Below are 26,994 nucleotides of genomic sequence, written 5' to 3' on the forward strand. Positions count from 1 at the left end.
CCTTCGCTTCTGAAGGCTAATCCTACTTCTAAAAAAACTTATTGTCCCATCTTTTCCTTCATCTCTTTTTCCATATTCTTCACTGCTTGTTCGACCGTTTGCTCGCCGGCAATGGCTTTTGAAACATTGACTTGGATAATCTCAGAGATTTCAGGATAGTTTGGTGCAACCGGACGGGAAATCGCAGCACTTAAACCATCAACAAACCCTTTATCTGCAAAAGTCGGGTTCGCTTTCAGAACTTCCGGATCTTGATAAAGCTTGGTGATTGTTGGAGCATGCCCTCCGTAAATTGCGTCAATTTTTTGTCCTTCCGCACCTGCCATAAACTTCAAGAATTCCCATGCTTCTTTCGGATGCTTCGAATACTTGTTAATCCCAGCCATCCAGCCGCCTAATGCTGCTGCAGAGCCTTTGTCACCTGCCGGAAGCGGCGCTACGCCAACTTTACCCGCAATTTTAGATTTTGTTTTATCGTTTGCACTGGCATATTCATATGGCCAGTTGCGTAAAAATACGGTTTGACCTTCGATAAAGGCTTGGTCAGACTCAATTTCAGTAAAAGTCGTTACGTTTCCAGGTACAGCATCTGATTTAGCAATCTCAACTAGTTTTTTCAATCCTTTAATGGCTTGAGGGCTATTTACGGCAACTTTACCGTCTTTATCAATGAAGGCACCGCCGTATGCTCCAACAAATTCTACAGCATTACAAACAAGTCCCTCGTATTGCTTGGATTGAAACACGTAACCAAATTTCGTGTTCCCTTGACCTTTTTTGGCCTTTGCTTGTTTCAATAAATCATCCCATGTTTTTGGGACTTCATTTGGTTTTACAAGATCTTTCCGATAGAATAATAGGCCAGCATCGACAAATTTTGGCAAGGCCCATTGCTTCCCATTAAACTGGGCAGCACCTAAAGCACCCTGATTGTATTCATTTAAATCAATTCCATCCTGCTGGATAAAGCGGTCGAGCGGAAGTACATATCCTGCCTGGGCGAATTCGGCAGGCCAAATAACGTCCATATCAATGACATCAATTTCAGAAGATTTTGCGTTAAAAGCCGTAATATATGCATCATGTTGCTGACCGGTATCGGAAGGCATTTCCCGGAATTCTACATCAATATTAGGATGGGATGCTTCAAAGGCTTCCACCATTTTGGCTGTTCCCTGTGTAACATCCTTTCCACGAGCATAGATCAGTTTCACTTTTTGCTCAGAAGCCGGTTTATTTTTGTCATTAGCTGGCTTTTCCTTTGTGGTTGATGCAGAGTCTGAACTACAGGCAGCTAGTGCCAGTGATAATGTGGCAAATACAGCTAACAGTTTCGCTTTTTTCGACTTTTTCATGTTTTTCCCCCTATTTTGAAATCGATTTCAATTTTGACATGGTTGAATCTCTGATTACCAAATCAAAAGGTAATAGAATCTCTAGGTGGCTATCTTGATTTTTATGGGCAATGGCATCTATCATCACATCCATTGCTGTTTTTCCCATCTCTTCAATGGGCTGTCGAATGGTTGTCAAAGCGGGTTCGACAACACGAGCAATGGGTTGATCATCAAAACCAATTATTGCGATATCGTCCGGAACCTTTTTTCCAAGAGCCTTCGCTGCCATGATCATTCCTGCTGCTACCTGATCACTGCCAGTAAATACGGCTGTTGGCCTGTCCTTCATATTCATGATGGTTCTCAAGGTCCTTTTTCCATCCTCAATATCGTAAACATTGGAAAATACCCATTCTTGGTGGATCGGAAGATCATATTCCTCCAATGCTCGCCGATAACCCGCTTGGCGATCCTTTCCAAGATTACTTTTATCACCATTTGTACAAGCAATTCGTTCATGACCTTGCTCAATCAAATGCCTTGTCCCTATGTAGCTTGCCTCCACTTGATCCATTCGGACAACCGGCACCTTTGTTTGTCTTTCATATTCATTGCATAACACCATAGGACCAAGTTCTGCATATGGCTCAATTTTTTTCCATTCATTTTCGTACGAGGTTAGGATTAATCCATCCACCTGTTTTGTTCGTAATAACTCGAGAAAATCTAGTTCCTTCTGTTTGCTGTATCTCGTTTGGCAAATCAGTAACTGAAGATGATTCTGAGTTGCGACCATATCCATCGCTTCCAGCAGGTACGCAAAAAACGGATTTGTCAGAACTGGAACTAAAATGGCAATGGTATCTGTTTTTTGATTTCGCAGCCGCTGAGCAGTTGTGTTGGGGACATAATTTAATGCCTCCATTGCCTCACGAACCAATCTCTTTTTATCCTCCGTTACATTTGGATGATTGTTGAGCACCCTTGAAACGGTCGCTCGTGAAAGCCCTGCTCTCTTTGCTACATCGGCAATTGTTGCCAAACAAATCCCCCCTTCTCCCCCTTTATTCAAGTTGGTTTGAGCGTTGAAATCGATTTCAATCAATCGATACAACTCCACTTTAATTCATTTTGAAATCGATTTCAATATATTTTTCAGAAAAGTTATTAAATTCATAATTGTTTCGTAATCCAAAATAATTCATTATATCGGAAACTTACTTAGTGAAAAGTTGAACACAGTGCCTGGCACCAATGTGAATTTTTCACATGGTGCCAGGCACTGCGTTGATCAGCCTAGTGGCTTCATAATTCTTTTCCCTTTTTCAAAGGTTGCAATTTCTTTTATCCCTTTCTCCAAAAGTGTTTTTGTGTTCAAATCGATATAGGCTCCGATATCATCTGGAAAATGGGAATCGGATGAGGTGGTAAAGCGAACACCTTTTTGAATTAATACATCTAAAAAGGTTCGACTAGGACACATTTCCTTAACAGGATAGCGGTAATATAGACCGGCATTTATTTCTGTTGCTGTATCCGTTTCCACCAGAGCTTTGGCGATTTTTTCGTAATGAGCTAATAGAAGGCTTTCCTCCGGACGATAATTGAACACTTTTAAGTTATCCAAATGAGCGACAAAGGAAAAAAGCTTACTGCGGATTGCCTTCTCTACTACATTGAAAAAATCCTCATAAAGGGCCTCTAATTGAAACTCAGAAAATCGCTGCTGCGTTTCTGGATTGTCGAAGCCCCAGCCATACAGATAATGAACGGAACCAATCACATAATCCCATTCGTAAGACCCAAGCAGTTCCTGCCAGCCATTCCTCTCCCCCGGAAAATAATCCGCCTCAATTCCTAAACGAAGAGTAATCCCTTCTGCTTCCCAGCGTTGTTTCGCTTCCGCAATCACCCGAACAAAATCCCCCATTGATACTGTCATCACTTGGTCCAGCCATTTTCGCTGCATCTTTCCAAGGTCGGTTTCCCTTAAATCCAAATACTTTTCAAAATACGCCCTTGTTTCTTTAAAACGATACAAATGATCGACAATCCCTACTTCCCGCAATCCTTTTCTTTTTGCTTCTTTTAAATATAAATCAATCCAAGAGGAGTCGTATGCTCCCTTTTGGACACGCTCTATTAAACGTGTCATACTTTGATACATCCACTCAATTGTGTGAGCCTTCTCATTAATGGGGGAGAAATGGTCCATGGCCCTTTTTGTCCGTTCAAGCCAGCGTAATGAATATGGCCCCTCTTCTAAATGCAAATGATAATCAACCTTCATCCTCTTCCCCACCTTCTACACGGACCCATTTTATCATTTGATCGAATTTGATTTGTTTCCATGCTGCGGGCATCTCTGCATCACAAATAATACAATCGACCGATGATAATGAACAAATTTTATAAAAAGATTCATGACCAACTTTTGAGGAATCTAGTAGAAGAAATACTTGATTCGCCCGCTCAATCATCGTCGATGAAACCAAACATTCTTCAAAATCAAAATCACTCACATCTTCCATCGTAATGCCGCCACACGATAAAAATAATTTGTCAAATCGGAAGCCTTTCAACATTTTACAGGTCATAGCTCCAACAATTGATTTTTGGGTTGGATTGGTAATACCACCAAGAACAATAATTTTCCCATCAAAATCTTGGTTCTCTAAACGGGTATTTAACTCTTCTGCCGCCGCCAAGGAATTTGTCACTATCGTGACGTCTTTCACCCCAGAAATTGCCTTGGCAACATGAATCGTGGTTGTACCGACATCGATCATAATCGTGTCCCCGTCTTCAATGAACGCTGCGGCTTTTTTTCCAATCGCCTCTTTCGCCTTTGTTTTTACATTCATTTTTTTCACAAAATGCGGCTCATGATTAGCATGATGAAATTTTACTGCACCACCGTGCACCCGTTTTAATTTTTTCTCTTTCTCTAAGGTATCCAAATCCCGTCGAATGGTCTCAGGAGCAACTCCCAATTTCTCTGCAAGCGAAGCTACAAGAACCTTTTTTTCACGGTCCAGCTGCTCCAAAATGTATTGCTGCCGTTCATTTAACACTACGCTCATGATAATGGAATCACATCCTTCCGATGAAGATAGAGTTTTTGGAATTGGTTTCTTTGCAGACTCGCATCATTTTTGTGTAAATGATCGGCCGTAACCGTTACTCCATTGGCATCAAGTTCGTAACGTGTTATATTTCCAAGCATCATGGCAGCTTGAATATCACCGGAAATTTCATAGGCCTCGTGCAAAGGGTCTGTACTGAATGCTTCCGGTCTAATCGCATACAAATTATTTGAAAAAGTCTCCTTGTTCCCAAATAATTTTGATAATTGCTCACCTGTTAGAACATTGTAATTTCCAATAAATCTTGCAACAAATTCGTTTGCCGGACGGGTATAAATTTCATGAGGAGTACCGCTTTGAGCAATTACTCCATTATTTAAAATATAAATATAATCACTTACTGCCATCGCTTCCTCCTGGTCATGGGTGACAAGAACAGTGGTCATATTGAGCTCCTGCTGAATTGCCCGCAGCTGTTTTTGTAAATTTTTTCGAATTTGTGCATCAAGGGCACTTAGCGGCTCATCTAGTAACAAAACTTTCGGCTCAGTCACAAGGGAACGTGCGAGTGCAACCCGCTGCTGCTGTCCCCCTGACAACTCACGGGGATAGGACGCTTCCTTCCCACCCAATTCTACTAATTCAACAATACGCGCCACTTTCCTTTTGATCGTTTGCTGATCATGCTTCTTCATTTTTAAGCCAAATTCGATATTCTCTTGAACTGTCATATTAGGAAACAATGCATACGATTGAAAAACCATCCCCACTTGCCGGTCTTTAGGTTTCACATTTGTCACATTCTTACCGTCAATATAAATCAATCCTTCTTCAGGCGTTAACAGCCCGGCAATCGAGCGTAATAGTGTACTTTTTCCGCAGCCGCTCGGACCTAGCAAGGTAACGAATTCCCCTTTCTTAATCGAAAGGTTGATCGAATGTAACACAGTTTCTTGATGAAACGATTTTTTTAGATTTTCGATCGTTACAAAACTCATATTAGACAGTCTCCTTTTTCGTACGAGTCACTTTCACCATAATCGCAGAAAGAATACAAATTAACACAAAGTAACAAACGACTATAGCACTTGCGATATGCCCGCTTTGGTTTAATTTTTGATATAAATAGACTTGAACTGTTTCAAAGCTTCCTCCCACTAATAGATTTACCAGGACGAATTCCCCGAACAGGATGGAAAACGAAAGCAAAGCGGATACAAGTATTCCAGACATGATATTTGGTATAATTACTTTTAAAAATGCAATTAAGCGGCTTGCTCCCAGCATTTCTGCTGCTTCCATTAAAGATTCAGCGTGAATGTTTCGCAAGGAATTCCGCGTCCCTTGGTACATATAAGGAAGAATCCCTACAAAATAGGCCCCCATGGTCACAACTACCATCGAAATGCCACTATTTGTGTAAGCGCGGATTAAACCTACCGCCAAAATAATTCCCGGCATCGCGTAGGTCATTACAATCAGTGACTGAATTAATTTTTCTAATTTTGGCGCATATAGAACAATCGAAAATATCGCAGGAACCATAATCACTAGTGTAATAATCGTTGAACCTAAAGACATGATTAGGGACCGGCCTAATGAGCTTAAAAAGCGAACATCGCCAAATAGATCGAGATACCATTTAAAAGTAAGTCCTTCAGGAAGAATTGTTTTGTGCCAGGAAGTAGCAAATGAATAGAGAAACGTTCCTAATAACGGGACCAATAAATACAGGAGGACGATTGTAATTGTAATATAATGATAGAATGGTTTTTTCATGATAAATCCCTCCGTATTTTTCTGGTTAACCATTCATTAATTAGCAAGGCAATCACTAATGTAATTCCTAAAATACAGGCAACGGCACTTCCCAGCTCCGGTTTAGCAAAAATATCACCGGTCGTTAGAGCACCAATCCTGATGGTAACGAGATTATACGTACTTCCAGCCAGGGCATACGCTGAAGCATAGGCGCCCATGGCATTTGCAAATAGAATACTAAAAGTTCCGGCGATACTTGGGCTGATAATTGGAACCCCGATTTTCAGCCAAAATTGTGCAGGCGAGGCGCCCAGAAGGAAGGCGGCTTCCTTCCACTGTGCCTGAATTCCTTGATAGATGGGATAAAGCATCATAACCGCTAGTGGCAACTGGAAATAAACATAAATAAGGACCATTCCCGACCAAGAATATAAATTAAAGCGACTCAACATGTCCCAGCCAAAATATTTAAATAACAGGGTAAATAATCCGCTGTTTCCTAATAAAACAATAAATGCAAATGCGAGCGGAATCCCGGCAAAATTAGCGGTCATATTGGCAAATACTAAAATACGATCCTGAATTCTTTTAGAAAAAAGAGTGATCGAATAGGTTGCGAACACGGCTAGAATAATGGCTATTAGACTTGAAAAAAGGGATATTAAAATACTATTTTTAAAGGCTTGATGATAATAAACATTTTTAATAATTTCTTTATATTGATCAAAGGTAAAACCTGTTCCCCCATTCCCCTGAAAGCTGCTTACAATCATAAAAAATAGCGGAATAAATAAGAAGAGAAGAATGATGAGAAAAAAAGGAATGATACTGGCAATCAACATGCCATTAAGACGTTTCAATCGGAAAACTCCTTTCTGAAAACCGCAAGCACGGTGGTTTTAAGGAAAACCATTTTTAGTAAGAAACGCCTTCTTACAAAGAAGGCGCCCCTTTTAGGATAGGTATGGATAGCTTTTGCATCGCCGCAGAAGGTTGAATCGACAATAATTCACATGCTAAAGGCGCGATCTGCAATTGTGGTATTTCCTCTTTGTATATTCCGGCTTTTACCCGGGGACTAACAATAAACAAAGGAACCTCGCGCTCGGCCGCAGTCGTACCACCATGCTGGCCATCATCATTCATCCCATGATCGGCAGTAACAATGATTTGGTAGCCGGCCTCCAGCCATTTTGGCAGCACACTTGCTAGAATCATATCAACGGCAATCGCGCGATTTCGATACTGCGCAGAATCTGCCGTATATTTATGGCCATCATCATCAATATTCATCGAATGAACATAGAGGAAATCTGGTCCATATGATTGAAGAAGATAATTAGCATCGGCAAATAAATGCGAATCAGGATAATGGTCCTCCCAGTAGAAAATTCCTCTTTCAATCGTTTTCTGGCCATCTAATTGAATCCGATCAGTACCTGGATTAAACGGAGCTGAATTATAAAGTTCACTTACCCAATAATAAGATGCCGTTGCATTTTTCAGTCCATTTTTCTTTGTTAAGTGGAATAAACTTTCTTCATGTGACAACCTGACTGTTTGATTGGTGGTAATTCCATTTTTAACGACAGGAGTCCCGGTTAGTAACACCTCATATAACGGGCGTGATAGACTCGGTAACTCCGACTTCACCTTAAACCGTGAAGCGTTTCCTTTTTCTATCAGATGATGCATATAGCCCATCTGGCTGCTAGCAGTATCATAGCGTAACCCATCCAACATGATAAAAATAAGCTTATTTGACATTAACAAGCACCTGACTTTGCCATAAATCTAATAATTGTTGAACCGTTTGTTCCCACGCCTTCATATCTTTTACCGGTCTGACATTTTTGTACATGTCATCCGGCAGAAGCTTTGCTTTGGCATCCTCCGGAAGTTTTACATTTTGACGAATTGGCCGAGCGTAGCCTCGTGCAAGGTTTGCCTGCCCTGCATCTGAGAAAATATATTCTCTAGCAAGTTTGGCGGCATTAGGATGTTTGGCATATTTATTAATAACAGAAGCATAGCCTGACATGACCGATGTTTCTTCAGGAATGACTACATCAAAACGATTCGGATCAATTTGGTCACGGTAACCAAGACCATTAAAGTCCCAAACTAAAGCAACGTCGACTTCTCCTTTTTCTAAAGCGGTTAACTTAGGATCTGTTGTGACTAAACGGCCCTTTTTAGCTAAATCTTTAAAGAAGTCTACACCTGGCTGGATGTTTTTTTCATCTCCCCCATTAGCAAAGGCAGCAGCCAATACAGCAAATTGGGCTTGGCTTGCTTTCAATACATCCCCAACCGTTACTTTATAATCACCATCCACTAAATCCTTCCAGGTTTTTGGTGGGTTTTTTACATTTGTTTTATCTGTAATGAAAGCGATGGTACCGGTATAACCCACCATCCAGTGACCATCATCATCCTTTGCCCAATCTGGGACATCATTCCAATAAGAGGTTTTATATGGAAGCGTCAAGCCTTTTTCTTTTGCAAGCGGACCAAAGTTAATCCCTACATCGCCAATATCAGCAGTCGCATTATCCTTTTCTGATTCAAATTTCGCAAGTTCCTCTGCGCTCGACATATCGGTATCGGTGTGTTTAATATTGTATTTCGATTTTAAATCGTCCCAAGTTTGTTTCCAGTTTGCCCATGCATCCGGCATTCCAACTGAATTTACTTCTCCTTCTTTTTGTGCCTTTTTCGTAATCTCCTCAATGGAAAGATTCTTGCTGCTGTCATCCTTTTTTGTCCCCGATGATGATGAACTAGAACATCCTGCAATAAGTGAAACGGATAGTAATCCAACCGCGGCCATCTTAAACAGTGACCTTTTCCCCATAATCAATCCCCCTTCGTGTTTTTTTCATGCCTTTTTAGATTTGTTTTAAACTTTAAATCGTACCGAAACAAAGTAAAGCCGATATGAAACAAACATGAATATTTTGTATTACTTTATTAAGAGATTGTAAGGAATATTCAAATTGTTAAAAATAAAAATCACTTTCCAATTAATATTGAAAGTGATTTAAAAAGCAACTATCATTAATGTTCAAATGCTATCTTCTTAATTCCAGTTTCTAAATCGAATTTTGGGTACCAATTGGGTAGAATGATACCTTGATTCCAAGGAACCATCACTTCACGTATTCGATAGGGTCGTTTCCCCCATTCTATCGGCAGAGATTTCCCAATCACTTTTTCGTAAATTTTTACAATTTCTCTTAATGACATTGGATTATTTGAACTTATTGCAAATTCTTCCTTTTTTGCACATATCCCGTCTAAATGACGGTCAATTGTGACCATATAAGCATTTACCACATCATCAATGTAAACAAGGTCAATTAATTGCTCACCATTTGACATTGCTAATTGTTTCTCTTCTTTCATTGTTTTTTGGAGTAGGGAAATCAACTTTGATCTAGAATCATTTGGACCATACGTATCAAATAATTTTAATGTTGTTACATTTAGAGATGTAACTTCCGTATAATAGGTCAATATTGCATTAAACGCTTCCTTAGTAGCTGCATACAAGCAAACAGGATTATATGGCTGATTGTTGAAATGCTGCCATGAAGTCCCAGTATTAATTAAATGATAAATATTGCTCTTTACCATAGCTTCAACTAATTGGGTTGAATATAAAATGTTACTTTTAATCATTGGATCAATATCATGCGGTGAATGATTTGCTAAAAACAAAGAAGCTAAATGAATGACAACATCCGGCTTAGTCTTACTCATAATTTCAATTAAGTTTTCAGTTGTTCCGTCATGAACATGTATTGTTACCTTTGTGAGTACATCTTTTAAAAGGGAAGTGTTAGAGTTTGGACGTATAATTATATGCGTATTCCAACCTGCTGATACAAGTTGGTTTGTGAGATGTGACCCGATAAACCCCGTTGCACCAGTAACTATAATTGTTTTTTTATTTTTCATTATTTTCTTCTTCTCTATATTCAAATGGGGTAATGAAATCTGAAAATGAGGCAAGTTGTCTATCTCTATCTGAAAGAATTGGATGTTGATCGGGCCATGGAATTCCAACCGAATCCCATCTGATACCACTGTCGTGAGCAGGGGAATAAACTTCTGATACGTTATAAACCATTATCGCCTTCTCACTTAGTACATAAAAACCATGTGCCATTCCTTTTGGAATAAGAATGCTCTTACCATTTTGAGAATTTAAGTAAAACAATTCAAATTTTCCATACGTAGCTGACCCTTTTCGTAAATCCACTACAGCGTCAATAACACTTCCATAAGTACAATAAACCAATTTATCGTGATCATAAGGGGGTAACTGAAAATGCAGACCTCTCAAGACCCCTTTATGTGATAATGAAAAATACTCTTCTTTATATTCTGTTTGGAGATTAAATTTTTTAAATATTTCATTATGAAATGTTTTTACAAATACTCCTCTTTCATCCGGATATACGTTAGATATAATCTCATAACATCCTTTGAGCTTTGTCTCTTCAACCTTCATATACCGATACCCCTGCATTTTCATATTCAGTAATTTGGACTAAACATAGTTCCCTCAGATCCTTTTGGTTTTGATATGCTTTTGTCCACTCCACCACTTTTAAGATGGATTGAGCAATGTTCCAACGTGGTTTCCAATTTAGTATACTTTTAGCTTTAGAACAGTCCAACTTTAATAGATTTGCTTCATGCGGTTGCTCCTCGTTTAAAATTTGAAGTTTTTCCTTTTCTCCCCAAGTTTCATAAAGTAAGTGAACAATCCCTTCAACAGAAATTACATCTTCATCATTTGGACCAAAATTCCACGGACCGTTATACCGCACTCCATCCCTATATAATTTTTCTGCTAGGGAGATATAACCATTTAAGGGCTCTAGAACATGTTGCCAAGGACGAATGGATTGCGGATTTCTTATTCTTATTTCTTTTTTATTCAATATTGCACTCAAACAATCTGGGACTAACCGATCACTCGCCCAATCTCCACCTCCTATTACGTTGCCCGCTCTCGCTGAAGCCAGAGCTAATAGATGCCTTGAATAATTATTTGGATTAAAAAATGAATGGGTATAACAGGAGGTTGCTAGTTCAGCGCATGCTTTGCTATTTGAATAAGGATCATATCCTCCTAAAGTGTCCGGTTCACGATATCCCCATAACCATTCTTTGTTTTCATAGCATTTATCAGAAGTAATATTCACAAGCGCCCTCTTTTTTGATGAAGTATTCGTTAATTTTCGTACAGCGTCTAACAAATTAACAGTACCTATAACATTTGTTTCATAGGTTTCAATTGGATTAGAGTAAGATTGTCTAACAAGAGGCTGGGCAGCCAAATGAAAAATGATGTCAGGGTCAAAATCTTTAATTACCGAACTAAGAAAATTGTAGTCTCTTATATCACCGATAATGGAATATACTAATTCATTTACTTTACATTGCTCAAATAAACTTGGAATAGTAGGTGGCTCTAAAGAATAACCGGTAATTTCCGCTCCTAAAGAATGTAACCATAAACAAAGCCACGATCCTTTAAATCCTGTATGACCAGTAATAAATACTTTCTTTCCTTTCCAAAATGACTGCTGAATCATTAAGAAACCTCATTTCAACTCCAAATTTTCCAAGGTGCTTTACCTGATTTCCAATACTGTTCTAAATAATTTTTATCTCTAAGTGTATCCATAGGATGCCAAAAGCCGTCATGCTTGTACGCCATAAGTTGGCCCAATCCCGCAAGCTTTTCGAGCGGTTCTTTCTCTAGAACCGTAGTCTCACCATCAATAAAATCAAAAAATTCTGGTTGAAAAACAAAAAATCCACCGTTAATCCACCCACCATCACCTTTTACCTTTTCCTTGAAAGCCATTACTTCATTATTATTTGAAAGCTCTAAAGACCCAAATCTGCCAGCAGGCTGTACTGTAGTAAGAGTGGCAATTTTTCCATGTGATTCATGGAATTCTACGAGTTCTTTGATATTGATATCTCCCAATCCGTCCCCATAGGTTAATAAAAATGGCTCATTGCCAACATATTTTTGAATCTGTTTAATGCGGCCTGCTGTCATCGTTTCTAATCCTGTTTCTGCCAGGGTGATCTTCCATGGCTCAGCCTTTTGGTTATGCATAATACTTTGGTTTCCATGGGTAAAATCCAGTGTCACGTCAGATTTGTAGAGATAGTAGTTTAAAAAATAATCTTTAATCTTATAGCCTTTATAACCCAAACAAATAATAAAATCATTAAATCCATAACTGGAATAAATTTTCATGATATGCCAAAGAATTGGGTACTCTCCAATTTCAATCATTGGTTTAGGTTTTAGGTGAGATTCTTCACTTATTCTAGTTCCGTAACCTCCTGCTAGTATAACGACCTTCAATTTTCTTCCACCTCTGATTCAAATGCACGATGTAATGTTTCTATCATATAATCCAGCATTTCGCTCGTTAAACCCGGATAAACCCCAATCCAAAAGGTTTGGTTCATGATGATGTCAGTATTCTTGAGGCTGCCTATTACTTTGTGATTAATATTTTGATAGGCAGGTTGCCTTAAAAGATTTCCTGCAAACAATAATCGAGTACCAATCATATTTTTTTCCAGGAACTGAGTGATTTCATTGCGTGTTTTTGGGGATTTTTCATGAACGGTTATTGGAAAACCGAAGTAGCTTGGACGGCTATTTGGTGTATCTTCTGGTAGGATGAGGAAATCCTGAAGATCTGATAACCCTTTTTTTAAATAAGCATAATTTTCACGGCGGGATTCAATAAATGCATCCAGTTTCTCTAACTGTGCAAGTCCCACGGCTGCCTGCATATCTGTAACCTTTAAGTTATAACCGATATGGCTGTAGGTGTATTTATGGTCGTATCCATTTGGAAGTGTCCCCAGGTTCCAACCGAACCTTTTCTTGCATGTGTTGTCCTTACCAGGTCCGCACCAACAATCACGCCCCCAATCTCTAAAGGATTCGACAATCTTTTTTAAAAGTGGATTAGAAGTTAATACTGCGCCGCCCTCCCCCATTGTAATATGATGTGCTGGATAGAAGCTTACAGTTGCCAAGTCGCCACATGTGCCGACCTTTTTTCCATTATATTCAGATCCAACAGCATCACAGGTATCTTCAATTAACCAAAGATTATATTTTTCTGCAATTCGTTTTACTTCGCTTAAGTCGAATGGGTTCCCAAGAGTATGGGCAATCATGATCGCTTTCGTTTTATCCGAAACAGCAGCTTCTAGTGACTTCACTTGAATATTATAGGTTGGAATATCGACATCCACGAATACCGGGATTAGTCCATTTTGGATAATTGGGTTAACCGTAGTCGGAAACCCGGCCGCTACAGTTATTACTTCATCACCTGATACGATACGACGATCACCTAATTGTTCAGATGTCAAAGCGGAAAGAGCTAATAAATTCGCACTTGAACCGGAATTTGTTAAAACGGCATAACGATTATTCATATATTTTGCGAATTTTTTTTCGAATTCATTCGAATATCGTCCTGCAGTTAACCAAAAATCTAATGAAGAATCTATTAAAAAAGCTAATTCTTGCTCATCAAAAACCTTTCCGCTCACAGGAATATAATCAATACCGGGTTCAAAGTCCTTTTTCTGCCACTTGGCTTTATAGTACAGTTTTGTTAAGTCAACGATCTCTTTTCGAAGGTCCTGAGGACTTTTTTCCATTTATAACATCCCTTCTTTACGATTCCCATATGGCTTGGAATTAGATTTGAAGTGTCTTTACGTATTTCCTGACTGGATTATTTATATCCCTATAAACTGGATGAATAAAATAAGTTTCTTCATTACTACTCATAATCGATTCTACTTCTTCCAAAGTGATTTGAGGGTACGCTCTATTCCAGAGGTCTATATCCTTAGGGTAACGTTTTGCTTTCATCCCGAGCGTATGAGTTAAAGTGGCAAATAGCATTTCTTCGAGGGCAAAAATGTCTTTCTCGTGTTGTTTCATTAATTTTTTTATCTCATCCAATTTATCAAAATCCATTATAGCCTTTACGTAATTCTTACTAAAAACTTGCCCCCCCATAAAACCTGCAAGAAAATGATTCCTATTAAATATTGGCTGCCAAAGCGGCCACACCTTCATCATAGTTTGTCCTGGCTGCCACCAATCTTCCGGTTCCGAGAAGCGGGCAGCCATATAATCAACCCCTTGCATTTCTGCAATAACAAACTCCTCAAATCCTTTTTTAACAAATAATGCATCGGAATCCAAATTTACTAAATAATCATACGGATATTGGATTTTCTCAAGCCATTCCATCACATTTAACAAAAACCAAGAAAGGTCTTGTCCCCATGTTAATGGAAATGAGGTTGGACATATCGGCACGCCAAGATTTTTACAGAGATTAGGATCTTGGCCGCTTTGAAATAAAACAACGGACGAATTTGGGCAGAAATACTTAATATTTTCTAACAATTGAATTATCACGTCCCTATTTTCATGGACTGGAATTGCTATGCAAATATTCTTCATCATTTTCCACCTTTCATTTTTCAACAATAACAATTTCACTGTAAGAAAATAACTCAGGAAAATTTTATAGGCGTTTTTTCGCTCTACTTAATAATTCTAAATTAAATCTAATAAACAATGTTGAGCTAAAGATTTCAAATACCTATTTACATGATCCTTTTCAAAAGTTACAAACTTATCAAATTGAGATAAAAATTGTAATAAATTAATATGTGGAATGTCATCATTTAGAAAAGTGACATCTAATTCTTGTTTTCCTAATCCTTGTTTTATTTCCAATTCATAGTTCCAAAACCCATAGTATTTAGAAGGTATCCAAAAGGTAAATCTGGAATTTTCTTGATTATTAGATGCAATCTCACCTATTTTCTCTTTCCAGTTCGATATTTGACTTGACCAGTCAGCAATAACAAGAATATTTAATTGGCCCGATTGAGGGTTTCTATTTATAATGGGTTCCCGAAATTGTCCAATTTTTACCGGATAAAAGTGAAGGTCTTTATTAAAACGGGTTGTAGTAATAAGTTGTTCTCTAACTTTTTCATCGTGGGTATGAAGCTTCCACTTATTTTGAAATTTATAGTAGTTAGATGTTAAAGCAGAGTTTAATGATTGTGGGTCTTGATTAAAGGTAATACAACCAATATGGTGTACGAATGAGCCACCAACAAGTGCAAGTTTAAAGCCTGCAATCCTTACTCTTAGTGACCAATCATCATCATCATAGTTTCCAATTCCATACCAAAAGTCATTTCCCCCTATTAATTCAATTACATTTTTTTTAAAAACCATACAAGCGCCTATAACTCTATCAAGGTAAATCGTATTTTCTTTATGGCTTTCCATGAAATTTTTGGCAAATTCCTTCATTGCATCTAAGGAATGAAAGGTGACTCCCAAGTGTTGGGGACCAGACCCATAGGAAAGATAGGGAACAGCAACCCCAATAGCAGGGTCTTCTTCCATTGTTTTTCTGATACCATCAAACCAATTCTCTGGAAAAACTAAATCATTACTTAAGATACTAATTATTTCTCCACTGCAATGCTCTAATCCACAATTTATGCCTACGGGATACCCCATGTTTTCATGTCTATGCACTGGTATAATATGAATTTGACCTTGATATTGCCTTTCCATTTCCAAGATCCCTAGTGTGGTGTAATCCTCTGATCCATTATTTATTATTATTAATTCAATCCCCTTTTGAAAATAAGAAACATCTAAAGATTCTATTAACGATGTAATCGCCTGCTTACTTAGACCCCAATTGTTAAAGCATAAAATAACAAAACTATAATAAGGCAAAACGATCTACCTCCTTTTATTAAACTATTCTTCTAGTATGAAAGAAATAAATCGGAATATAATTGCAATCGCTTTGAAAAGTACTAATAATGTATGCTCTGCTTTTATGCTTGGCTAAACTTTTTCATTAGGTGAAAAATAAAAAGATTGTAAGCGTTATAATTAACATTAGTAATTGTATCCAATGAATCTTAAATTTTTATTGAAAAAACCCATTTATATGTGAATTTTAAAACATACAGTACGTAAAGTTTTTAAGTGCCATATTATAACAAAGGCATACTTTATCAAGTAATATTTTTATAAGTTGAGGTGATTAAATGAAAAGGGCATTGGTCGTTTATGTTGAGGATAAGCCCAGTTTATTAATGCAGTTTGGCTGGCTTTATACTTCTTTAAAATATATTGAAGCGGATGATACAGATTTAGTGGTTTTTGGAACAAAAAATGCTTTAAAAAAGATTCCTGATGATTGTATTAAAATTGAACAAAGCCCCATTAGTTATAATAAGGAATGGCAAAATTATCACTACATCAATTCAATTGCTTGTGTGGCCGATGATAGTGCGGCATTTCTTAATCAATATGATCTGCTTCTTCGGACGGATGTTGATACATTCCTGACACCTGCTTGGAAAGATTTTTTTCCAGATTATTATACGGTGGGTGGCGGAGGGTATGTTAACGATTCTGAAGTAAGTGGAAATTTAAAAACGATCGCTCAAAAACTTGGATATCGACACCAGGGACATCATAATATTGGCTCTACCCATTACGGCTGGGCTCCATTAGTCAGGAACGTTTGCATACATTCATTAGCAGCAGCGAAATATATTATCAATAATGAATTTAGCAACGGATATGGTATATGGCCAGGATGGTACAAGGGAGTTGTATCCATGTATAGCAATGAAATTGCGGTTAACCATCTTGTAGACAAAGTGATTATCGACGGAAATAAGTTAGATTATTTTTCTACATCATCTGAATCTACTTTAGACCACCCACACATACACTGCTGGCACACAGCTGAAATGTTCTCAAAGTTTGCTTTCGAACTTGGTTACTATGACCACATTAAATTGGAGGAACTTGATCAATCAATTGTAAAAGATTATTGTCTTTTTATTGCCTTAAAGGCTAAGCAAGAACGGATTGGTCTTTAAAACCAATTCCTGTATTAGCCAGAAAATTATTATGCAACCTAAAAAAAGGAACATGGTCAAATTTAAACCATGTTCCCTTTTCTTTGAATTGATAAAAATAAAAGAGAGTTCTAGATAAATCAATATGTGAGAATTAATTGCTATTTAAAATGATATATTAAACTTCTCCATAAACCAGTTATCATCATGTTTTCTCTTTTTAAAATATAAGGCTCGCTTCTCTAGTACATTGCCTGAAAGGACATCATCCAATATTTTTTCTTTATCGCTATATTTTATTAAACTAGAAAGCTTTGCAACTCGTACTAAATTCAAATGTAACAAAGCCATTCTCATTAAGTTATAATTAATAAAATCCCATTTTAATTCAAATGGTGCCGACGGTCGAAATACATGTAAAATTGTAACCTCTGGAACAATGTAGCATTGATAGCCAAACAGCCACAACTTAAATGAAATTTCTTCATCCTCATGTCCCCAGACAACAAATCCCCTATCAAACCCATCAACATCCAAGTATGCCTCTTTTGAAATCGCCATACAGCCTCCAGCCAATAATGGGACAGGATAAGGATCCTTTTTTCTATCCGTATTCCATTTTGGTTCTAAATCCTTACTCCAAGTATATCCATAACCAATGTTGCTGGGATTGGCCGCATCAGCAATACCAGGATTGGCGGCAGCTGCTTTTCCATTTTTTATCGGATCTATTAAACGTTCAATCCAATAATCTTCAAAGAAAAGATGAGCATCGCAAAAAATAAAAATATCCCCTTTAGCGATGTCAGCTCCCGCATTTTTTGCATTTGCAAGACCAAGTCCTTCTGTACGAATCATTCTGATTTTTTCATTTGGGGTGTTGTCCAGAAAAGTACAGCATCCATCCTCTGAATAATCATCTACAACAATAATCTCATAATCGGCATCTGTTTTAACATTAAATAATGATTCCAGCGTATTTTTTATGTGTTCCCCTTCATTTTTAACTGGAATTATGATAGAAACGAAAGGCTTTCTTCCTTCGGCATCCATGTAAACACTCCTTTAATTATCTTCTTGAATATGTATATGTACAAGAAATTATGTAGGTGTGAAAAATGGACATAGGGATAGTTACCAAATTATTCGTTTTTCCATAATCGTCTAAGCAAATTTTATAACACATCATATTGTATATGGACAGGTTGGTAACTTCCTGAATTAATCATTATAAAGGAGTGAAAAAATCTATGCCGTTGCCTTGTTCAAATGACACGGTTAACCTTGGCGGGTTCCAAATAACTTTTCTTCCACAAACTAACCCCCAACAATTTTGTTACCTCGTAACAAATGTAAGTTCTCAAAACCAATTAAGTCACTTTAATATTGGAGTAGATTGCCCTGATGCTCAGAACTTTGTTAATGGTTTAATGTGTGGTTCAAATGTGTTCATTTCTGTAACACCTACAAACCCTTTAATGCCTGTAACAGCTCAATGCTCTATCATTACAAATCCTAATGGTCCAAATCCATTTGTAGGAATCAGCTTCGCAGATGTTTCCGGGCTTACTGTAGGTAATTCAGCAACTTTTTGCGTCACATTTTCCAACAGTGTAACCGTTTCTTTAGGGTGTGTTCAAGCAGCTACATTTGCGGGTGGAAGTCTTTCCCAAACCCCACCAGGGGTCACAATTCCAGGTCCTTCCTGTCTTCCGCCAGCAACTACGACCGCAGCTCCGACTACTACTGCCGCACCGACTACTACTGCGGCTCCAACTACTACTGCGGCTCCGACTACTACTGCGGCTCCGACTACTACTGCGGCTCCGACTACTACTGCGGCTCCGACTACTACTGCGGCTCCGACTACTACTGCGGCTCCGACTACTACTGCGGCTCCGACTACTACTGCGGCTCCGACTACTACACCACCGCCAACGACGACTGCATGTCCGCTTCTTCAGCCTATAGCAAATATGGAAGCTGCACTTGCAGAAACTTTACACGTTTTTAACCAAAATGGAACTGTAGAGGAAATTGAGCAAATCTTAAAGCTAATCATTAAAAAAGAAATTCTGTTAGAATTGTTACTTGAAGAATGTCCTGGTTTTGAAGATGATTAAGACAAGTTAGTTTAGAAAAGGCCCATCGCTTTTGCGAAGGGCTTTTTCTGCATAAGAAAATCAATTAAAAGCTGACTTTATAAAAATGTTATAAATTAAGAAGCTCATTCATTAACCAAATGAACGAGCTCCTCCTCAAATTTAAAAAACTATTAACCTGCGTTATTAAATTCCTCTAATAGTAATTCAAGAACGATCTCCTTTTTAATTATAAGCTTTAATAACCTCTCGATAAAGCCTGTGTCAGGGTTCTGAACTTTTACTGCTGCATTCAAAGCATCTGCTAATGCCTGCTCCATTGCAGCGGCTGCAGTTCTAAAATCATCCTGTGGTGATGCCAAGCTTACCACCCCTTTCTGTTTACTGCTTTATCATATGTTGGGTGAATATAATTGCCTAAGCAAATGTCTAAGTTCTTAAAAATTGAAAAAAATACTTTTCATAAACAAAGTGTCTTATCTTTTCACAAACCTAAATTAATCCATAGCGTTTACTTTACATATCCGTCTATAACTAATCTGAAACTGGGCAAACGTACAAACATTTAATAAAAATGAACATAAATTTAAAGTAACAAATGAAAAGAGGTGTGCTTATGCCCCCCCATCATGAACATCATGAGCCTCATGATCATCATGCAAAGGATGAACATCACAAGTCTCGTAAATGCTCACAAAGAAAGTGTCAGAAAAAAATAAATGAAATTCTCTCTTCAGTTGCTGAGATTGAAAAAGCATTGGCTAATGCAATAAATGCTGAAACAGAACTTCTTAGAAGAGAACACCTTTCTCCAGGTCAAGTATCTTTTCTCACAGAAAAATTGGAAGAACTAATTCGATTGGCAATCAAAAAAGAAATTATTCTCGAACTGTTAATTCAAGATGCAATTAAGGCCTGTGAACAATCGGAATGTCATGAACATCATGGAAAGAAATAAATTTTTTCAAACCAAATTTTCTATTAACAATTAGTGTTTTATTAACTGATGCTTTTTTTATTGAAAAAGGGGAGGTACATTCTTTATGAATCCTCACCCTTTATCATTGTTTATTTTACGGATATGTTATTTCCGAGAATCTTCTTGGTTTTGGTTAGAAATACTTTGCATTTTTTTATTTACTGCGTCTTGTGCCGCCTTATAAATGGATGTTGTTTTATAAATTGGTGTTGATTTATAAACGGTAGTTGGTTGAGCAACTATTTTTTTATTACCACCACAATTACATCCCAAGTAAATCCCCTCCTTCATTTATAAAGAAACAAGGTTTGAATCAAACCCTGTTATTATAACAATCTATGTAAAGACCTTTTGAAATGTGTAGTTAATAAGACTAGCATTAAATAAAGCAATGGAAAAAGACTCAGGTGCCCAAACACCTGAGTCTTAAACTTTATCAAAATTGAACTATGTTTTGATGATTTTTGAAGTTGTAAGATCGCTGTCATCGATTTCAGCCGAATCGCCTTTCTTGCGTCGAATAAAGAAATAAGATGCCACTACAAGTACAGCAATGAGTAAGGTTAAAAATACTTGTGATCGCATGGAATCAATAAAGACCATTGCGACTAAAATGGCGACAATCCCTGCGATGGTCACATAGGTTAAGTAAGGAAATAACCACATTTTTACCTTAAGCAGTTCTGGATTCTCACGCTGTACATTACGACGCATTTTCAAATGAGAAACGGCAATTACAAGGTATACTAATAGCGCAATTCCCCCTGAAGCATTGACTAGGAAGAGGAAGACTTTATCAGGTGAAAAATAATTGAAGATGACTCCTATATAGGCAAAGACTGTTCCAAAAAGCACAGCATTTGCCGGAACCCCTTTCTTACTAAGCTTTAAGAATGCTTTTGGAGCATCCCCCGTTTTTGCCATACCATATAACATCCGGGAATTCGTATAAAGACCTGAATTCAAACAGGAAAGGACGGCTGTTAGCACGACGAAATTCATTATTTGTGCTGCCGCAGGAATTCCAACATGCTCAAGGACGGCAACGAATGGACTTTTTAAAAGATTAGCAGAATTCCAAGGAAGCAAGGTAACAACAACGGCAATCGATCCGATATAAAAAATAAGAATCCGCCAAATAACACTGTTTGTGGCAATTCGAACGGCTTTTGCAGGTTCTGCGGATTCCCCTGCGGCGACAGCAACAATCTCGGTACCCATAAACGAGAAAATGACAACGGTAATTCCAAGAAGAATGGAACTGATCCCGTGCGGCATAAATCCGCCTAACCCGGTTAAGTTAGAAGCCCCTGGAGCTGTCACGCCTGGCATAAGACCAGATATAACCGCGAGACCGACAATTAGAAACAAAGTGATGGTTGCAACTTTGATGAAAGAAAACCAATATTCAAATTCACCAAAAGATTTTACAGAGTAAACATTGGTGAGGGTTAATAAAATCGTTAAAACTAAGCTTAATAGCCATGCCGGGATATTGGGGAACCAGTACTGTATATTGGCTGCTCCTGCTGTTGCTTCGATCGCAATTACGATCACCCAGAAGAACCAATAAAGCCAACCTATGGTATATCCGGCCCATGGGCCGATTGCTTCACGTGCATATGTAGAAAAAGATCCACTCGTCGGATTAACAGTAGCCATTTCCCCAAGCATTCTCATGATGAAAATGACAAGCAGCCCGGCTAGTCCATAAGAGATAATCGAACCAGGGCCAGCAGAGTGGATAACAGCACCACTTCCCATAAAAAGGCCAGCACCGATTACTCCCCCGATGGAAATCATCGTAATATGGCGAATTTTTAACTCTTTTTTTAAATTCTCTTGGTTTTGACTCAAATTCAACACACCCTTTGTCCGAAATTTAAAACTTTTATGTTTCCTTTATTTCGACAAATATAAATCGGGAAGTATCACCTACTTTCTACTACAATATTATTTTACCAACGGTGAAGTCATTTGGAATGCGACCAATATCCCAACATTCCAAATTGTTATTCTTTTTAAATATTATATCCAAGTGAGAAAGCGCATTCATTAGACAAATTGTAAAATAATTCTGCAAGAAGATATGACAAAATGAAAAAAGGGCAACAACGCCTGATGCCCTTTTGTTTGTAATTTATTATTAATTGAATAGTATTTAATCTTAATCATTTGGTAACCATTCTAAGGAAAAAGATTAAATCGGTGGAAACACTATTATGTCCGAGTTGATGGAGCACTGCTGAGGCATTCCCGCGATGGTAGGTCCCATGATTGCTGAGGTGTTCAATGATTTCGTAAAGCTCATTTTGAAACATTTCGCCTTTTGAATTTTGGTATGAAATTTTTCCTTCTATTATATATAGCTGTTTGTAGAGTTGGTAAAGTTGATCAAATGATTGAATGGCCATGGTCGGTGAATCAAATTTTATTGTCTCTAAAACGGGTGCTTTTTCTCCGGAGATTCGTTTCCGCCACATAGAATCGACTGAATAAATATGTTCAAATATAGCTGCAAGCGATGGAAAAATGCTGTTAACTTCTTTAATAAAAAGCTCCTCATCTAATTGATTAATATGTTCTAATAATGTACGGTTGGCCCAGTGGTGATATTGGAGTTTTGTTTCCATTGATAATAGCATCGTTTCCCCTCCTTCATCAGGAAATAAACTAACCTAATTGTATATGGGAAATCATGGTTTATGCAATCATTAAAGATATAGCATTATAAGAAGCGGTGTTAATAGTGACATCACCACACCTGCAATGATCATCGCAATACTTCCCATCGCACCCTCAAATTCTCCCCACTCAAAGGCACGGTTGGCTCCTATTGCCTGTGCTGATGTTCCTAATGCAAGTCCTTTTGCAACACCACTTTTGATCCGGGCATGTTTTAAAAGGAGTGGACCGATGATCAGTGAAAAAATGGCTGAGGTGAAAACAAAAAGGACTGTTAGTGAAGGAATCCCTCCAAGTGAGTTGGAAATCGACAGAGCAATAGGAGCGGTAACTGATTTGGGTAGTAAGGAAACCATGATTTTTTGGTTTAAATGGAGTGCTTTTGTTAAAACAACAATTGAAGCAACGCCCAATACCGTTCCAGGAAATACACTCGAAAGAATCACAGGTAGATATTTTTTTATGAGAAGAATCTGCTTATATAAAGGTATGGCAAGAGAAACAGTGGCAGTTCCTAATAGAAGTGAAAAAATCCCCGTCCCGGAAGTATAAATCTTCATATTCATGTGAAGCAAAGACAGTACACTAACAATAAAAACAGACACAGTATACATTGGATTTAGCCAAGGCTTATTAAATTTTTGAAAAACACGAACACCTGCAATGTAGCTTAGTAATGTGATCCCTGTACATATGAATAAACTTTCAATCCATTTTTCCACCTTGTTTCCTCCTTTGTGTTCTTGTTTCAATTGTTTCTGCAATAACTGCAGTTGCCAGCAGGACGACCAAACTGCTTATAGCCAGAACGATCGCAAGCTTTGCTCCCTCCAATTGGAAAATCCCAATATTATTCCATATACCGACAGTAAAAGGAATAAATAACAGCGTAATATGCTTAATATGCAATTGGGCAATTGTTTCTACCCACTTGAGTTGGCAAACTCTAAAGTTCAGTGCAATAAATAAAAGAAATAATCCAGCAATGCTTCCAGGTATCGAAAGCTGTAACCATGATACCATTCCATTCCCGATTGAATAGAACAGCAGTATTGTGAAAAATTGAACAAAATAACGAAGCATCAACCCAACACCTCCTGATAGCTACGTGAATAAATCTGATTTATATGATTTAAGTATGCCATATTAGAGGAAGTGAATCTTAAATTATGTAAGCTTTCATAACATAGAAATTTCATATCTAAGCAAAAGTATGTAAGATAACCTTCTTAAAATAATGGCTCTGTTACACTTGGATGTTGATTTCCGCTCCAGGCACTTCGCTTTCCGTGGGCGGTTCGGGGAGCCTCCTCGTCGCTTCGCTCCTGCGGGGTCTCCCCTGTCCCGTACTCCCACAGGAGTCTTCGTGCCCTCCGCTCCAATCAACGTTGTTCAAAAATCCACATTTTCCTTTAACAGAGCTAAAATAATAAAAAGGCGCATTATGCGCCTTGTTTTCATTTATGAATCATTTTACAAGTTCCTTCTGATTTTTTTGAAGACGGAATGGTTTATGCGCAAAATACACCTTTGCAATAGCACGGTTATCACAAGCCGAGCATTTTATTTGATATGATGCTTTACTAATATGGGGAGTATCCATTAATGCAATGATCTCCTTCATATGACTGTTACATACCCACATAAGATCACCCGCCAATCCTTCTTAATATGAATCTGCTACAATACTAATTTTAGAGAAATATTAAACCGATGTTACTTCCTTTTGCAGTTTATCAGGTTTTCTTTTGATTACCTGTTTTGTTACCTCTTCATCCCAAGAAAGGGAAACATCTCCGTTGGTTACAAAGGTTTGACAGCCAAGGCGGTAGCCTTTTTCAAGCCATTCTTCCCCTAATTTTCTTTTTTCTTGAATTTTTACTTTATCCAGGTATTCTGCTCCTTCAATCGCTTTAAAAACACATGTTCCGCAAATTCCTCCGCCGCACCGGTTTGGAAGCTCTCCGTCATAGCGAAGGGACATTCTTAAAATATTCGAATTTTCCGGCACATCTAATTGTTTATCATTGTTAACAAAATGAATTTTCGGCATCTCCCAAGTCCTCCCTTTTTTATCTTCTTATTAGTAATTCATTTAGAGGGGATTTCCATTTTCTTTTTATTTAGCTTCTCTTTCCGGTTCTGTATATAGGTGATATACGCTTTTTTTGAGTTTTCGATATGAATTCTCATAAAATACTCTGCTAATTCTGTTTCTTGATTACGCAATGCTTTCATGATTTCAATATGTTCCCTTAGAGAATCTTTACGTCTCCCTGGTGTTTCGTATCCCATATTGGCAGCCATATGAATAAAATCAATCAAACTGGAAAGAATTTCAAACAATTTTGGGCTTTTCGATGCTTTGTTGATAAGACGGTTCATTTGAATATGTTCAAGATTATAATTTTCTTCCGCTCCTGCTTCGAGTTCCATCAGTTCTTGGATTTTTTGATCAAGTTCTACTTTGATATCCTCATCCATTTTTTCTGCGGCTAATTTGACAGCGAGAACTTCTAAAGAAGAAAGAATCGTAAACACTTCGATAACTTCAGTTTCTGATATATTGGAAACTACTACCCCTTTTCTGGGTACGGTTTTTACAAATCCTTGAGATTCCAAACGGAACAGAGCCTCTCGGATTGGGGTGCGACTAATATTCAGTTTCCCTGCGAGTTCTCTTTCAATCAACCGATCACCGGCTTTATATTCACCTTCAAGAATCATATCTTTTAAGTATAAATATGCATGTTCTCGTACTGATAAAAGATTGTTTTCCTCCCACCTAATATCCATTCATCACACCCTCTTATTTCTTAAGTATTTTCATTCCCTTTTATCAAAATTATGATAAAAATACCCCGCCATAGATTAGCGCTCCAAGAATCAGTAATGATGGATGGAGCTTGATTTTAATTAAAGCGAAATAACTCACTACAGCTAACAAAACTAAATGAAAGACACCGCTTTTTTCAAAAGCCGTTAAGAAAAATTGATAAGCCATTACGCCCAGCAAGATAGCGATAATGGGCTGTACAGACTTGGTCATGAGCTTGACTCTTGCGTTATCTTTAAATAAATTTACAAATTTAAACAATATTATTACAGCTATGGCAGAGGGAAGGATTGTAGCTGCCAGCCCAACAATTGCGCCAATCGGACCACCCACTTGATAGCCGATAAACCCGCCAATTTTGGTTGCAATCGGACCAGGCAGGGCATTCGCAATCGCTAATATATTCCCAAATTCAGATGCTGACATCCAATGATAATGATTAACGACTTCATTTTGGTATAATGGAATTGTAGCAGGACCGCCCCCGTAGCCCAGTAAATTCGAAATTAAAAATGCCCAAAAAATATGCAAATAGATCATGAACTTTTTTCCTCTCTTTTAACAACAACTTCGGCCTGTTTGGCGGCAGCTTTTTCTTTACGGTCTGCAATAATAAAGGCAGTAATTAGAAAAATAGCGATTAAGATTCCTGGATGTAATCCTAGGAACTGGACTACAATTAATGATAGGACAGATAGGCTAATCATTTTCGATAAACCAAGTCCTTTTCGACCATTTTGGAAAAACCGGTAAGCCATTTCCGCGAGCATAAATCCAATTACAGGCGTAACCCCTTGCACCATTCCACTCACAATCGGGGAATTCCGAAACGAATAAAGTGCAGTTAATAAGGCAAACATTGCAATGATCGATGGCAGGATATGAGCAAGAATGGCCACGGTTGCTCCTAATGTACCCTTCACTTTAAATCCAATATAGGCCGCCATTTTTGTCGCAATTGGCCCTGGCAATGTATTGGCCATCGCCAAAATCTCGGAAAATTCTTCTTCAGATGTCCAATGATATTTTTTGACCGCTTCATATTCAATCAACGGAATTGTTGAGGGCCCGCCCCCGTAGCCTGTTATACCAGTGCGGGCAAACCCAATCGCTAAATCAACATACGGTTTCAAATGTGTATCCCCTTTCTTCAACCAATCATCTATTTCTTTGATAACAATCCCTTCCGGTTGAATGAACATGGGCC

General features: G+C 38.0%; 30 protein-coding genes. 3 read left to right on the top strand and 27 right to left on the bottom strand.

Going from position 1 to position 26,994, the window contains the following annotated elements:
* Positions 1-38 precede the first annotated feature (38 nt).
* From RCG21_RS19810 to RCG21_RS19885, 16 genes are all read right to left on the bottom strand, one after another.
* Positions 39-1,355, bottom strand: coding sequence for an ABC transporter substrate-binding protein (locus RCG21_RS19810; protein WP_133335147.1), 1,317 nt, complete (start codon positions 1,353-1,355; stop codon positions 39-41).
* A gap of 10 nt (positions 1,356-1,365) precedes the next feature.
* On the bottom strand, positions 1,366-2,379 hold the full coding sequence (locus RCG21_RS19815; protein ID WP_308913679.1) for a LacI family DNA-binding transcriptional regulator: 1,014 nt from the start codon (positions 2,377-2,379) through the stop codon (positions 1,366-1,368).
* A gap of 249 nt (positions 2,380-2,628) precedes the next feature.
* Entirely contained in the window at positions 2,629-3,627 is a 999-nt protein-coding gene (locus RCG21_RS19820) for a histidinol phosphate phosphatase domain-containing protein (RefSeq protein ID WP_308913680.1), read from the bottom strand.
* Positions 3,617-4,420 carry a DeoR/GlpR family DNA-binding transcription regulator gene (locus RCG21_RS19825; RefSeq protein WP_308913681.1) on the bottom strand — a complete coding sequence of 268 codons (804 nt, stop codon included), beginning with the start codon at positions 4,418-4,420 and terminating at the stop codon, positions 3,617-3,619. Before RCG21_RS19825 ends, RCG21_RS19820 begins: the two co-directional genes overlap by 11 nt.
* Entirely contained in the window at positions 4,417-5,421 is a 1,005-nt protein-coding gene (locus tag RCG21_RS19830) for an ABC transporter ATP-binding protein (protein WP_308913682.1), read from the bottom strand. Before RCG21_RS19830 ends, RCG21_RS19825 begins: the two co-directional genes overlap by 4 nt.
* Before the next feature lies 1 nt (position 5,422).
* A complete protein-coding gene (locus RCG21_RS19835; RefSeq protein ID WP_308913683.1) occupies positions 5,423-6,202 on the bottom strand; it encodes an ABC transporter permease in 780 nt (259 codons plus the stop codon).
* Complete coding sequence (locus RCG21_RS19840; protein WP_372512719.1) at positions 6,199-7,044, bottom strand: ABC transporter permease; 846 nt, start codon at positions 7,042-7,044, stop codon at positions 6,199-6,201. Before RCG21_RS19840 ends, RCG21_RS19835 begins: the two co-directional genes overlap by 4 nt.
* Before the next feature lie 73 nt (positions 7,045-7,117).
* Positions 7,118-7,951, bottom strand: a complete 834-nt coding sequence (locus RCG21_RS19845) for an alkaline phosphatase family protein (protein WP_133335135.1) — start codon at positions 7,949-7,951, stop codon at positions 7,118-7,120.
* Positions 7,941-9,041, bottom strand: coding sequence for an ABC transporter substrate-binding protein (locus RCG21_RS19850; RefSeq protein WP_308913684.1), 1,101 nt, complete (start codon positions 9,039-9,041; stop codon positions 7,941-7,943). Before RCG21_RS19850 ends, RCG21_RS19845 begins: the two co-directional genes overlap by 11 nt.
* A gap of 203 nt (positions 9,042-9,244) precedes the next feature.
* A complete protein-coding gene (locus RCG21_RS19855) occupies positions 9,245-10,147 on the bottom strand; it encodes an NAD-dependent epimerase/dehydratase family protein (RefSeq protein ID WP_308913685.1) in 903 nt (300 codons plus the stop codon).
* Complete coding sequence (gene rfbC, locus RCG21_RS19860) at positions 10,137-10,703, bottom strand: dTDP-4-dehydrorhamnose 3,5-epimerase (RefSeq protein ID WP_133335129.1); 567 nt, start codon at positions 10,701-10,703, stop codon at positions 10,137-10,139. The genes RCG21_RS19855 and rfbC overlap by 11 nt, the downstream gene beginning before the upstream one ends.
* Complete coding sequence (gene rfbG, locus RCG21_RS19865) at positions 10,693-11,796, bottom strand: CDP-glucose 4,6-dehydratase (RefSeq protein WP_133335127.1); 1,104 nt, start codon at positions 11,794-11,796, stop codon at positions 10,693-10,695. Before rfbG ends, rfbC begins: the two co-directional genes overlap by 11 nt.
* Positions 11,797-11,810: 14 nt before the next feature.
* Positions 11,811-12,587: a glucose-1-phosphate cytidylyltransferase gene (rfbF, locus tag RCG21_RS19870; protein ID WP_133335125.1), complete on the bottom strand. Its 777-nt coding sequence runs from the start codon at positions 12,585-12,587 to the stop codon at positions 11,811-11,813.
* A complete protein-coding gene (gene rfbH / locus RCG21_RS19875; RefSeq protein ID WP_133335123.1) occupies positions 12,584-13,912 on the bottom strand; it encodes a lipopolysaccharide biosynthesis protein RfbH in 1,329 nt (442 codons plus the stop codon). The genes rfbF and rfbH overlap by 4 nt, the downstream gene beginning before the upstream one ends.
* A 40-nt stretch (positions 13,913-13,952) precedes the next feature.
* On the bottom strand, positions 13,953-14,732 hold the full coding sequence (locus RCG21_RS19880; protein ID WP_133335121.1) for a hypothetical protein: 780 nt from the start codon (positions 14,730-14,732) through the stop codon (positions 13,953-13,955).
* A gap of 96 nt (positions 14,733-14,828) precedes the next feature.
* The gene (locus RCG21_RS19885; RefSeq protein WP_308913686.1) at positions 14,829-16,040 is read right to left on the bottom strand and encodes a glycosyltransferase; all 1,212 of its coding nucleotides are present in this window, start codon (positions 16,038-16,040) and stop codon (positions 14,829-14,831) included.
* Positions 16,041-16,360: 320 nt separating this feature from the next.
* On the opposite strand from RCG21_RS19885, the gene RCG21_RS19890 reads away from it, so the two are divergent.
* Positions 16,361-17,206, top strand: a complete 846-nt coding sequence (locus tag RCG21_RS19890) for a DUF7164 domain-containing protein (protein WP_133335117.1) — start codon at positions 16,361-16,363, stop codon at positions 17,204-17,206.
* Between the two features lie 144 nt (positions 17,207-17,350).
* Here RCG21_RS19890 and RCG21_RS19895 read toward each other — a convergent pair whose 3' ends face one another.
* A complete protein-coding gene (locus RCG21_RS19895; RefSeq protein WP_133335115.1) occupies positions 17,351-18,238 on the bottom strand; it encodes a glycosyltransferase in 888 nt (295 codons plus the stop codon).
* A 197-nt stretch (positions 18,239-18,435) separates the two neighbouring features.
* On the opposite strand from RCG21_RS19895, the gene RCG21_RS19900 reads away from it, so the two are divergent.
* Positions 18,436-19,308: a hypothetical protein gene (locus tag RCG21_RS19900; RefSeq protein ID WP_308913687.1), complete on the top strand. Its 873-nt coding sequence runs from the start codon at positions 18,436-18,438 to the stop codon at positions 19,306-19,308.
* Positions 19,309-19,460: 152 nt separating this feature from the next.
* Here the strand turns inward: RCG21_RS19900 and RCG21_RS19905 are convergent, their stop codons facing one another.
* Positions 19,461-19,649: a hypothetical protein gene (locus RCG21_RS19905; RefSeq protein ID WP_133335113.1), complete on the bottom strand. Its 189-nt coding sequence runs from the start codon at positions 19,647-19,649 to the stop codon at positions 19,461-19,463.
* Positions 19,650-19,903: 254 nt separating this feature from the next.
* On the opposite strand from RCG21_RS19905, the gene RCG21_RS19910 reads away from it, so the two are divergent.
* On the top strand, positions 19,904-20,245 hold the full coding sequence (locus tag RCG21_RS19910; protein ID WP_133335111.1) for a hypothetical protein: 342 nt from the start codon (positions 19,904-19,906) through the stop codon (positions 20,243-20,245).
* 126 nt (positions 20,246-20,371) lie between these two features.
* Here the strand turns inward: RCG21_RS19910 and RCG21_RS19915 are convergent, their stop codons facing one another.
* From RCG21_RS19915 to RCG21_RS19955, 9 genes are all read right to left on the bottom strand, one after another.
* Positions 20,372-20,539 (bottom strand): hypothetical protein, encoded by a 168-nt coding sequence (locus RCG21_RS19915; protein ID WP_165976272.1) that lies wholly within the window; start codon positions 20,537-20,539, stop codon positions 20,372-20,374.
* Positions 20,540-20,713: 174 nt separating this feature from the next.
* Positions 20,714-22,123, bottom strand: coding sequence for a GABA permease (gene gabP / locus RCG21_RS19920; protein WP_133335109.1), 1,410 nt, complete (start codon positions 22,121-22,123; stop codon positions 20,714-20,716).
* Between the two features lie 314 nt (positions 22,124-22,437).
* Positions 22,438-22,911: a DinB family protein gene (locus RCG21_RS19925; protein ID WP_133335107.1), complete on the bottom strand. Its 474-nt coding sequence runs from the start codon at positions 22,909-22,911 to the stop codon at positions 22,438-22,440.
* Between the two features lie 69 nt (positions 22,912-22,980).
* Complete coding sequence (locus RCG21_RS19930; protein WP_165976271.1) at positions 22,981-23,673, bottom strand: LrgB family protein; 693 nt, start codon at positions 23,671-23,673, stop codon at positions 22,981-22,983.
* Positions 23,657-24,034 carry a CidA/LrgA family protein gene (locus tag RCG21_RS19935; protein ID WP_235824819.1) on the bottom strand — a complete coding sequence of 126 codons (378 nt, stop codon included), beginning with the start codon at positions 24,032-24,034 and terminating at the stop codon, positions 23,657-23,659. Before RCG21_RS19935 ends, RCG21_RS19930 begins: the two co-directional genes overlap by 17 nt.
* Before the next feature lie 622 nt (positions 24,035-24,656).
* A complete protein-coding gene (locus RCG21_RS19940; RefSeq protein ID WP_133335101.1) occupies positions 24,657-25,004 on the bottom strand; it encodes a 2Fe-2S iron-sulfur cluster-binding protein in 348 nt (115 codons plus the stop codon).
* 38 nt (positions 25,005-25,042) lie between these two features.
* On the bottom strand, positions 25,043-25,747 hold the full coding sequence (locus RCG21_RS19945; RefSeq protein ID WP_133335099.1) for a GntR family transcriptional regulator: 705 nt from the start codon (positions 25,745-25,747) through the stop codon (positions 25,043-25,045).
* Between the two features lie 49 nt (positions 25,748-25,796).
* Positions 25,797-26,327, bottom strand: a complete 531-nt coding sequence (locus RCG21_RS19950; RefSeq protein ID WP_133335097.1) for a chromate transporter — start codon at positions 26,325-26,327, stop codon at positions 25,797-25,799.
* Entirely contained in the window at positions 26,324-26,989 is a 666-nt protein-coding gene (locus tag RCG21_RS19955) for a chromate transporter (RefSeq protein WP_308913688.1), read from the bottom strand. The genes RCG21_RS19950 and RCG21_RS19955 overlap by 4 nt, the downstream gene beginning before the upstream one ends.
* Between the last annotated feature and the right edge of the window lie 5 nt (positions 26,990-26,994).

The sequence above is a fragment of the Bacillus salipaludis genome (genome assembly GCF_030938565.1).
Classification (GTDB): Bacteria; Bacillota; Bacilli; order Bacillales; family Cytobacillaceae; genus Neobacillus; species Neobacillus salipaludis_A.

What these genes read in the sequence shown, in the direction of transcription:
- RCG21_RS19810 (WP_133335147.1), bottom strand. Translation starts at nt 1,355, where the DNA reads ATGAAAAAGTCGAAAAAAGCGAAACTGTTAGCTGTATTTGCCACATTA.
- RCG21_RS19820 (WP_308913680.1), bottom strand. Translation starts at nt 3,627, where the DNA reads ATGAAGGTTGATTATCATTTGCATTTAGAAGAGGGGCCATATTCATTA.
- RCG21_RS19825 (WP_308913681.1), bottom strand. Translation starts at nt 4,420, where the DNA reads ATGAGCGTAGTGTTAAATGAACGGCAGCAATACATTTTGGAGCAGCTG.
- RCG21_RS19830 (WP_308913682.1), bottom strand. Translation starts at nt 5,421, where the DNA reads ATGAGTTTTGTAACGATCGAAAATCTAAAAAAATCGTTTCATCAAGAA.
- RCG21_RS19835 (WP_308913683.1), bottom strand. Translation starts at nt 6,202, where the DNA reads ATGAAAAAACCATTCTATCATTATATTACAATTACAATCGTCCTCCTG.
- RCG21_RS19845 (WP_133335135.1), bottom strand. Translation starts at nt 7,951, where the DNA reads ATGTCAAATAAGCTTATTTTTATCATGTTGGATGGGTTACGCTATGAT.
- RCG21_RS19850 (WP_308913684.1), bottom strand. Translation starts at nt 9,041, where the DNA reads ATGGGGAAAAGGTCACTGTTTAAGATGGCCGCGGTTGGATTACTATCC.
- RCG21_RS19855 (WP_308913685.1), bottom strand. Translation starts at nt 10,147, where the DNA reads ATGAAAAATAAAAAAACAATTATAGTTACTGGTGCAACGGGGTTTATC.
- rfbC (WP_133335129.1), bottom strand. Translation starts at nt 10,703, where the DNA reads ATGAAGGTTGAAGAGACAAAGCTCAAAGGATGTTATGAGATTATATCT.
- rfbG (WP_133335127.1), bottom strand. Translation starts at nt 11,796, where the DNA reads ATGATTCAGCAGTCATTTTGGAAAGGAAAGAAAGTATTTATTACTGGT.
- rfbH (WP_133335123.1), bottom strand. Translation starts at nt 13,912, where the DNA reads ATGGAAAAAAGTCCTCAGGACCTTCGAAAAGAGATCGTTGACTTAACA.
- RCG21_RS19880 (WP_133335121.1), bottom strand. Translation starts at nt 14,732, where the DNA reads ATGAAGAATATTTGCATAGCAATTCCAGTCCATGAAAATAGGGACGTG.
- RCG21_RS19890 (WP_133335117.1), top strand. Translation starts at nt 16,361, where the DNA reads ATGAAAAGGGCATTGGTCGTTTATGTTGAGGATAAGCCCAGTTTATTA.
- RCG21_RS19895 (WP_133335115.1), bottom strand. Translation starts at nt 18,238, where the DNA reads ATGGATGCCGAAGGAAGAAAGCCTTTCGTTTCTATCATAATTCCAGTT.
- RCG21_RS19900 (WP_308913687.1), top strand. Translation starts at nt 18,436, where the DNA reads ATGCCGTTGCCTTGTTCAAATGACACGGTTAACCTTGGCGGGTTCCAA.
- RCG21_RS19910 (WP_133335111.1), top strand. Translation starts at nt 19,904, where the DNA reads ATGCCCCCCCATCATGAACATCATGAGCCTCATGATCATCATGCAAAG.
- RCG21_RS19925 (WP_133335107.1), bottom strand. Translation starts at nt 22,911, where the DNA reads ATGCTATTATCAATGGAAACAAAACTCCAATATCACCACTGGGCCAAC.
- RCG21_RS19935 (WP_235824819.1), bottom strand. Translation starts at nt 24,034, where the DNA reads ATGCTTCGTTATTTTGTTCAATTTTTCACAATACTGCTGTTCTATTCA.
- RCG21_RS19940 (WP_133335101.1), bottom strand. Translation starts at nt 25,004, where the DNA reads ATGCCGAAAATTCATTTTGTTAACAATGATAAACAATTAGATGTGCCG.
- RCG21_RS19945 (WP_133335099.1), bottom strand. Translation starts at nt 25,747, where the DNA reads ATGGATATTAGGTGGGAGGAAAACAATCTTTTATCAGTACGAGAACAT.
- RCG21_RS19950 (WP_133335097.1), bottom strand. Translation starts at nt 26,327, where the DNA reads ATGATCTATTTGCATATTTTTTGGGCATTTTTAATTTCGAATTTACTG.
- RCG21_RS19955 (WP_308913688.1), bottom strand. Translation starts at nt 26,989, where the DNA reads ATGTTCATTCAACCGGAAGGGATTGTTATCAAAGAAATAGATGATTGG.